A 7,869-nucleotide genomic window follows, 5' to 3' on the forward strand; every position below is an offset into this window, starting at 1 on the left:
GAGTCGCGGGCTTTCGCCCGGACCCCGGAACGACAGGAGCGGAACGCGGAAGCCGAGGACAGAAATGCTGAAGATCTGGGGCCGCACGACCTCGTCCAACGTGCAGAAGGTGATGTGGGCGATCGGCGAGCTGGGGCTCGAGCACGAGCGCGCCGATCTCGGCGGGCCGTTCGGCGGCAACAAGGAGCCGGATTATCTGGCCCTGAACCCCAACGGCCTGATCCCGACCCTGCAGGACGGCAACTTCGTGCTGTGGGAGTCGAACGCCATCGTCCGCTATCTGGCCGAGGTGCACGGGCCGGAGCCGCTGCAGCCCGCCGATCCGCGCAGCCGCGCGCTCGCCGGGCAGTGGATGGACTGGCAGCTCACCGTGGCGGCGCCGGCCATCATCCCGGTGTTCTGGCAGCTCGTCCGCACCGCACCCGACAAGCGCGACGAGGCGGCGATCGCCACCGGCAAGGAAAAGAGCATCGCGGCGTTCGGGATCCTCGACGCGGCGCTGGCGAAGTCGGCCTACCTGGCCGGCGACACCTTCTCGTACGGCGACATCCCGGTGGCCATCATGGCGCGGCGCTTCCTGGAGCTGGTCACCGAGCGGCCGTCGATGTCGAACCTCGAACGCTGGTACGCCGCCGTCGACCTCCGCCCCGCCTTCCAGCAGCACGTCGCATCGATCCCGATGGTGTGAGGAATCGGTCGTTCCGGGGCGTCGCAGAACGGCAGCCCCGAAACGACCGGGACTCCTACAGCGCCTCGCCCTTCAAGAGCTTCGGCACCTCGCCGGAGAGACCGGCGGCCTCCCGCACGAAGACGCGCTTGAGGACGGGGGCGCGATCGACCAGGCCGAGGCCGAGGTCGCGCACCAGACGCAACACGTCGGAGCGGTTCGAGAACAGCCGGTTGAGGCCGTCGGTCGCGAGACCCATGGTCATGGTGTCGAAGCGCCGCCAGCGCTGGTAGCGCTCCAGCACGTCGGGGCCGCCGATGTCGAGACCGAGCCGCGCCGTATCCGCCACCGCCTCGGCCAGCGCCGCCGAATCGCGGAGCCCGAGATTGAGCCCCTGGCCGGCGATCGGGTGCACGCGGTGGGCGGCGTCGCCGATCAGCGCCAGCCGGTCGGCGACGAAGGACCGCGCGACGCCCAGGCCGAGCGGATAGGCCTGCCGGGGCCCGACCGCTTCCAGTTCCCCGAGATGCAGGCCGAAGCGCTTTTCCAGCTCCCCCTGAAACCCCTCGTCCGGCAGCGCGACGATGCGCCTGGCCTCCTCGGTCGTCTCGACCCAGACCAGCGAGGCGCGGTTGTCGGTCAGCGGCAGGATTGCGAACGGCCCGGCCGGAAGGAAATGCTCGGTGGCACGGCCGTGATGCTCGCGCTCGTGCTTCACCATGGTGACGATCGCCGATTGGCCGTATTCCCAGCCGACCACCGTGATGCCGGCGAGGTCGCGCAGCCTGGAGCGCAAGCCGTCCGCGGCAACCAGCAGGCTCGCCTCGATCACGGCGCCGTCCGCCAGCGTCACTCTCACGGTCTGAGGATTCGCCTCGTACTCGGTGACGCTGGTGGCGCGCAGGTCGATGCCGTCGACCCGGGCACGCTCGGTCAGCGCCTTCAGCAGCACACCGTTCTCGACCATCTGGGCGAAGGGCTCGCCCGGCGCCACCTCGCCCGCGAAGGTGAGGAAGACCGGCCGCACGGCGTCGTCCAGCCGGCTGTCGGTGATCACCATGTCGAGGATGTCCTGGGCGGTCGGCGCGACGGCCGGCCACACGCCCAGCGTCTCCAGCATGCGGCGTGTCGCGGCCGCGATGGCGGAGGCCCGCGCATCGACGGCCGGGCGCGCAATCGCCGGGTCCGCCACCACCACCCCGAAGCTCGGGCCGAGCGACTGGCGCAATGCCAGCGCCAGCGCCAAGCCGGCAAAGCCGCCGCCGGCGATCACCACATTGGTTCGTTCAGCCGTCATGTCGTCACCGCATCCTTGGCCGCCCCGTCACCGGAGCCGGTCGTACCGAGACCTATAGCACCGCAGCGACAAAGGCGGCCATGCGACGGAGTCTGCCTCAGCTTCCGCCCGTGCCGCGAAAGCGGGCATCAAGGCCTCTCGTGCCGTATCGCTCCTGGCTGCCCGCCCGCGCGGCGGCAAGCGGAGGAGAGCCGGCCGACGCCTTGACTTTGTGCGGTGCGCCGGCGTCACTGCGGCAATCCACCCCAACGACAGGTCCCGCGTCCATGGCGTCCGCCGTCCAGCACCTTCTGTCGGTCATCGACCTCGAACGGATCGAGGTGAATCTCTTCCGGGGGCGTTCGCCGCAATCCGGATGGCAGCGCGTGTTCGGCGGCCAGGTGATCGGCCAGGCGCTGGTCGCCGCCTGTCGCACCGTGGAGGAGATCGCCGAGCGGCCGCCGCATTCGCTGCACGCCTACTTCGTCCTGGCCGGGGATCCCAAGGTGCCGATCATCTACGAGGTCGAGCGCCTGCGGGACGGCAAGAGCTACACGACGCGGCGCGTCACCGCGATCCAGCACGGGCGGCCGATCTACTCGGCCATGGTGTCGTTCCATCGCCCCGAGCAGGGCTTCGAGCACCAGTTCAAGATGCCGGACGTGGTCGGCCCCGAGAACCTGCCGAGCGAGCTCGAGCTGAAGGAGCGCATCCTGCCGCTGATGCCCGACCCGGTGCGCGGCTATTACGAGCGCGAGCGGCCGATCGAGCTGCGGCCGGTCGAGTTCGAGCGCTATCTCGGCAAGGCACATCCCGAAGGGCGCTTTCACGTGTGGATCCGCACCACCGGCCGGCTGCCCGACGAGCCGGCGATCCATCGCTGCGTGCTCGCCTACGCCTCCGACATGCTGCTGCTCGACGCCTCGATGATCCCGCACGGCCGCACGCTGTTCGAGAAGGACATCATGGCGGCGAGCCTCGATCACGCGATGTGGTTCCACCGGCCGTTCCGGGCCGACGAGTGGCTGCTCTACTGCCAGGACAGCCCGAACGCCTGCGGCGCTCGCGGCTTCGGACGCGGCCTGATTTTTTCGCGTGACGGCACGCTGATCGCCTCGGTCGCCCAGGAAGGCGTGGTGCGACCGCGCCACGACTGAGCGGCGCGACGCCGCGTCCGATCGCCGTCGCACGCGACGGCTGACGGGCGCCTGTCGTTGGCGTAGTGTGCCGGCTCGCCTTCCCGCGTCGGCGCGGCTTTGCGCACGGACGCGCTTTCGCTTTTCGTCCATCACGGTGCCGCCGGCCTGCCGGGCGCGGCGCCGTCCGGGGCGGCGGACCGCGCCGCCGGAACCGACACAGAGGGGGCCGCCATGAAGCTCGTGATCGCCGTGATCAAGCCGTTCAAGCTCGACGAGGTCCATCAGGCGCTGACCCGCATCGGCGTCACCGGCATGACGGTCGCCGAGGTGAAGGGCTACGGCCGGCAGAAGGGCCACACCGAGATCTACCGGGGCGCCGAATACGCCGTCAGCTTCCTGCCGAAGGTGCGGATCGACGTCGTGGTGCCGGCCACCCAGGTCGACGCCGTGATCGAGGCGATCACGGGCAGCGCCCGCACCGGCCAGATCGGCGACGGCAAGATCTTCGTCACCAATGTCGACCGGGCGATGCGGATCCGCACTGGCGAGTCCGATTTCGACGCGCTCTGAGCGTCCCCTCCACGGCTGCCCGTTCTCGCCCCCTGCCGCATCGCGGCGGGGCGAGCAGCCGTGCGGGGAAGGCCGACCTGGCTTTTCGGGGCGGCCGCCGCCTCTTGGTTACGCTTCGCTAACGCTCGCCGCACTCCTGATCAAAGAATAGGCAGAAAACGCCTCCCGATTGCGCAGCAACTGGTCATCGCGCGTCGGCTGCCCGGGTTTTCGCCCGCTGGACTCCCCTCCACCACCGCGTTGCAGCACCGCCACGCGTCAAAGCACCGCAGAATCGCACATCCGGCTTACGGAACCCGGGTTGGCACGCGGTTTGATTCGCGCTCCGTGTGGCTAAGCCTGCGGGGGGCGATCTCGCGTGCACAGCCGTTCATTTCAGCCCGTCCTCACCCCAGAGGGGGCCTCCAGCGGGGGATCGATATTCATGAAAATCGTCATGGCCATCATCAAGCCATTCAAGCTCGACGAGGTCCGCGATGCGCTCACGTCCATCGGCGTCTACGGCATGACCGTGACGGAAGTGAAGGGCTACGGGCGCCAGAAGGGCCACACCGAGATTTATCGCGGCACCGAATACGCAGTGAGCTTCCTGCCGAAGGTGAAGGTGGAGATCGCGGTGCCGAGCAATCAGGTCGAGAAGGTGATCGAGACGATCTCGGGCGCCGCCAAGACCGGCCAGATCGGCGACGGCAAGATTTTCGTCGTCGGCATCGATCAGGCGGTCCGCATCCGGACCGGCGAAACCGACAATGCGGCACTGTAACCCCGCGCCAACGGACAGGAGTGACATGATGACATACAAGAATCCGTATCGTGCGGGCCTCGTGACCTTCGCGGTCGCGATGCTGGCGGCGACATCGGCGTTCGCCGCCGAGCCGACGGTCAACAAGGGCGACAACGCCTGGATGATGACGTCGGCCGTGCTGGTGCTGCTGATGACCATTCCGGGCCTCGCGCTGTTCTACGGCGGCCTGGTGCGCTCGAAGAACATGCTCTCGGTGCTGGCGCACGTGTTCTACACGGTCTGCGTCTGCGTGTTGCTGTGGGCGCTCTACGGCTACAGCGTGACCTTCACGGGCGGCTCGCCCTATATCGGCGGCTTCTCGAAGCTGTTCCTGGCCGGCGTGACGCCCGAAACCAAGGCCGCGACCTTCTCGGTCGGCGCCAACATCTCGGAGCTGGTCTATGTCTGCTTCCAGATGACCTTCGCGGCGATCACGCCCGCCCTGATCGTCGGCGCCTTCGCGGAGCGCATGAAGTTCTCGGCGCTGGCGCTGTTCATCCCGCTGTGGGTGACGCTGATCTACTTCCCGATCGCCCACATGGTCTGGTACTGGGCCGGCCCGGACGCGATCGCGGATGCCGCCGCCGTGCTCGCGGCCGCCACCGACGATGCCGCAAAGGCGGCTGCACAGGCCAAGCTCGACGAGGTGATGGCGGATGCCGGACAGATCTTCCTGTGGGGCGCGCTCGACTTCGCCGGCGGCACCGTGGTGCACATCAATGCGGGTATCGCCGGCATCGTCGGCGCCCTGATCGTCGGCAAGCGTATCGGCTTCGGCAAGGAGCTGATGCCCCCCCACTCGCTGGTCCAGACCATGATCGGCGCCGCCCTGCTGTGGGTGGGCTGGTTCGGCTTCAACGCCGGCTCGGCGCTCGAGGCCTCCGGCTCGGCCGCGCTCGCGATGACCAACACCTTCGTGGCCACCGCCGCGGCGGCGCTGTCGTGGATGTTCGCGGAGTGGATCGTGAAGGGTAAGCCGTCGCTGCTCGGCGCCCTGTCCGGCTGCGTCGCCGGCCTGGTCGCCGTCACGCCGGCGGCCGGATTCTCCGGCCCGATGGGCGCCATCGTGCTCGGCCTCGTGGTCGGCATCGTCTGCCTGTTCTTCTGCTCGGTCGTGAAGAACGCCTTCGGCTACGACGACGCCCTCGACGTGTTCGGTATCCATTGCGTCGGCGGCATCATCGGCGCCCTCGGCACCGGCATCCTGGTCAGCCCGCTGCTCGGCGGCACCGGCGTCTACGACTACGTCGCCGCCAAGGTCGCCGACTACGACATGATGACCCAGGTCATCTCGCAGGCGAAGGCCGTCGGCCTGACCATCGTGTGGTCCGGCGTCGGCTCGGCGATCCTCTACAAGGTCGTCGACCTGGTCGTCGGTCTGCGCCCGACTCCCGAGGCGGAGCGCGAAGGCCTCGACCTCGCCGACCACGGAGAGCGCGCCTACAACATGTGAGGCACGGCTCATACGAACCCGGGAAGGGCGGAGACCCGGCACCGCCCTTCCCGCTGGAGGCCCCGACCTCGCGTCGGGGCCTCTTTTTTTGTGCCCGGCGACGGCGCTGCGCGGAATAGACGGTCCGCCCGAGGGCTTGACGGCCGATGGTTAATCGCGCCTTAACCTCGCCCCCTCTAAGCTTCACCCCGACGTGTCTCCGCCGGCCGGCGGAGGCCGCTCACGAATCGCATCGCCCATGTCCATGACGCCTGCCGCCTGCGCGCCCCCGTCCTCGTCCGCGAGGCCGCTCGACACACGCTCGCCCTTCGTGCGGCTGACCGAGCTGCTGGCCGGCGTCGAGCCCGCGCGCGCGCCCATCAACCTGTCGATCGGCGAGCCGCAGCACCCGATTCCGCCCTTCGTGAAGGACGCGCTCGTCGCCGACATCGCCTCGCTCGGCCGCTACCCGGCCGGCAAGGGCACGGACGCGTTCCGGACCGCCGCGGCCGCCTGGCTGACGCGCCGCTACGACCTGCCGCGCCCGGTCGATCCGGCGAGCGAGCTGCTGGTCCTGTGCGGCACCCGGGAGGGCCTGTTTCTCGGCGCGCTCGCGGCCAAGCGCTGGGTCGCGGAAAAACGCGGCCGCGAGGTGGGACGACCCGCCGTGCTGGTGCCGAACCCGTTCTACGCCGCCTATCCGGCCGGCGGCACCGCGGCCGACTGCGAGCTCGTCTACATGCCGGCGGTCCAGGGCCACGGCTTCCTGCCCGACCTCGATGCGCTCGACGAGGCGCTGCTCGCCCGCACGGTGGCGTTCTACATCGCCTCGCCGGTCAATCCGCAGGGCGCCGTGGCCGACCTCGACTACCTGTCGCGGCTGCTGGCGCTGGCGCGGCGGCACGGCTTCCTGGTGTTCGCCGACGAGTGCTACTCGGAGATCTACACGCGCGACGCGCCGCCCGGCATCCTGCAGGCGGCCGGGGCCGACTTCTCCAATGCCGTGGTGTTCCAGTCGCTGTCGAAGCGCTCGAACCTGCCCGGCCTGCGCGTCGGCTTCGCGGCCGGCGACGCGGCGTTCCTGGCGAAGTTCCTGGATCTGCGCAACGTCGCCGCCCCGCAGGTGCCCGTGGTCGCCCAGACGGTGGCGGCCGCAGCCTATGCGGACGAGGAGCATGTCGAGGAGAACCGCCGCCGCTATGCGCGGAAATTCGATCTCGCCGACCAGATCGTCGGTGACCGCTACGGCTACCGGCGGCCCGCCGGCGGCTTCTACCTTTGGCTCGACGTCGCCGCGCTCGGCGGCAGCGAGGCCGTGACGCTCAGGCTGTGGCGCGAGGCGGGCGTGCGCGTGCTGCCCGGCCGCTACATCGCACGCGACCAGGCCGACGGCTCCAATCCGGGCGCCGACTACATCCGCATCGCGATGGTTCAGGACGAGGAGACCACGGCCGAGGCACTGCATCGCCTCGTCGCCGTGCTGGGCTGAGGACGCGGCGGCCGCAACCGCGGTCGCCGGGGCAGATACGAGCGGAGTCGCAATGCCCGCACTGCAGCGCCGAATCGGGGCGACCGCCCTCCTGCCGGACGAGTTCCGGGCGGGGCTGGAGCGGCGCGTCCGACAGGCGACGGGGCTCCTCCTGGTCGGCCTCGCGATGCTGTGCACGGCCGCGCTCGTCACCTGGTCGGTGAAGGATCCGAGCCTCAGCCACGCCACCAGCGCGCCGGTGCGCAACCTGCTCGGCGTGCCCGGTGCGATCGCGGCCGATCTCTTCATGCAGCTGTTCGGGCTGGCGACGCTGGCGCTGGTCGGGCCGGTCGCGGCGTGGGGCTGGCGGCTCGCCAACCAGCGTCGCTTCGACCGCGAGAAGTGGCGCGTGCTCGCCTGGGCGATCGGCGCGCCGCTCGCCGCCGGCTTCGTCGCCTGCCTGCCGCGCAGCGCCGCCTGGCCGTTGCCGAGCGGGCTCGGCGGCGTGGTCGGCGACTGGCTGGTGCGCGGTC

At 69.9% G+C, this 7,869-nt stretch carries 8 protein-coding genes; 7 read left to right on the forward strand and 1 reads right to left on the reverse strand.

Annotated elements, in window-relative coordinates:
• The first annotated feature begins 64 nt into the window (after nt 1–64).
• Complete coding sequence (locus CH341_RS25360; protein WP_111421758.1) at nt 65–688, forward strand: glutathione S-transferase family protein; 624 nt, start codon at nt 65–67, stop codon at nt 686–688.
• Nucleotides 689–743: 55 nt separating this feature from the next.
• Here CH341_RS25360 and CH341_RS25365 read toward each other — a convergent pair whose 3' ends face one another.
• Nucleotides 744–1,964: a ubiquinone biosynthesis hydroxylase gene (locus tag CH341_RS25365; RefSeq protein WP_111421759.1), complete on the reverse strand. Its 1,221-nt coding sequence runs from the start codon at nt 1,962–1,964 to the stop codon at nt 744–746.
• A 266-nt stretch (nt 1,965–2,230) separates the two neighbouring features.
• Here CH341_RS25365 and tesB point away from each other — a divergent pair, with 266 nt between their 5' ends.
• From tesB to CH341_RS25395, 6 genes are all read left to right on the forward strand, one after another.
• Nucleotides 2,231–3,100, forward strand: coding sequence for an acyl-CoA thioesterase II (gene tesB / locus CH341_RS25370; protein ID WP_111421760.1), 870 nt, complete (start codon nt 2,231–2,233; stop codon nt 3,098–3,100).
• A gap of 213 nt (nt 3,101–3,313) precedes the next feature.
• Complete coding sequence (locus CH341_RS25375; protein WP_111421761.1) at nt 3,314–3,652, forward strand: P-II family nitrogen regulator; 339 nt, start codon at nt 3,314–3,316, stop codon at nt 3,650–3,652.
• A gap of 424 nt (nt 3,653–4,076) precedes the next feature.
• The gene (locus tag CH341_RS25380) at nt 4,077–4,415 is read left to right on the forward strand and encodes a P-II family nitrogen regulator (RefSeq protein ID WP_111359962.1); all 339 of its coding nucleotides are present in this window, start codon (nt 4,077–4,079) and stop codon (nt 4,413–4,415) included.
• Nucleotides 4,416–4,443: 28 nt separating this feature from the next.
• The gene (locus CH341_RS25385; protein ID WP_111421763.1) at nt 4,444–5,889 is read left to right on the forward strand and encodes an ammonium transporter; all 1,446 of its coding nucleotides are present in this window, start codon (nt 4,444–4,446) and stop codon (nt 5,887–5,889) included.
• Nucleotides 5,890–6,127: 238 nt separating this feature from the next.
• A complete protein-coding gene (locus tag CH341_RS25390) occupies nt 6,128–7,357 on the forward strand; it encodes an aminotransferase class I/II-fold pyridoxal phosphate-dependent enzyme (RefSeq protein ID WP_111421762.1) in 1,230 nt (409 codons plus the stop codon).
• Between the two features lie 52 nt (nt 7,358–7,409).
• A partial coding sequence (locus CH341_RS25395) for a DNA translocase FtsK 4TM domain-containing protein (RefSeq protein WP_210208610.1) occupies nt 7,410–7,869 on the forward strand: 460 nt, incomplete at its 3' end.

It is taken from the genome of Rhodoplanes roseus, assembly GCF_003258865.1.
Classification (GTDB): Bacteria; Pseudomonadota; Alphaproteobacteria; order Rhizobiales; family Xanthobacteraceae; genus Rhodoplanes; species Rhodoplanes roseus.

What these genes read in the sequence shown, in the direction of transcription:
- CH341_RS25360 (WP_111421758.1), top strand. Translation starts at nt 65, where the DNA reads ATGCTGAAGATCTGGGGCCGCACGACCTCGTCCAACGTGCAGAAGGTG.
- CH341_RS25365 (WP_111421759.1), bottom strand. Translation starts at nt 1,964, where the DNA reads ATGACGGCTGAACGAACCAATGTGGTGATCGCCGGCGGCGGCTTTGCC.
- tesB (WP_111421760.1), top strand. Translation starts at nt 2,231, where the DNA reads ATGGCGTCCGCCGTCCAGCACCTTCTGTCGGTCATCGACCTCGAACGG.
- CH341_RS25375 (WP_111421761.1), top strand. Translation starts at nt 3,314, where the DNA reads ATGAAGCTCGTGATCGCCGTGATCAAGCCGTTCAAGCTCGACGAGGTC.
- CH341_RS25380 (WP_111359962.1), top strand. Translation starts at nt 4,077, where the DNA reads ATGAAAATCGTCATGGCCATCATCAAGCCATTCAAGCTCGACGAGGTC.
- CH341_RS25385 (WP_111421763.1), top strand. Translation starts at nt 4,444, where the DNA reads ATGACATACAAGAATCCGTATCGTGCGGGCCTCGTGACCTTCGCGGTC.
- CH341_RS25390 (WP_111421762.1), top strand. Translation starts at nt 6,128, where the DNA reads ATGTCCATGACGCCTGCCGCCTGCGCGCCCCCGTCCTCGTCCGCGAGG.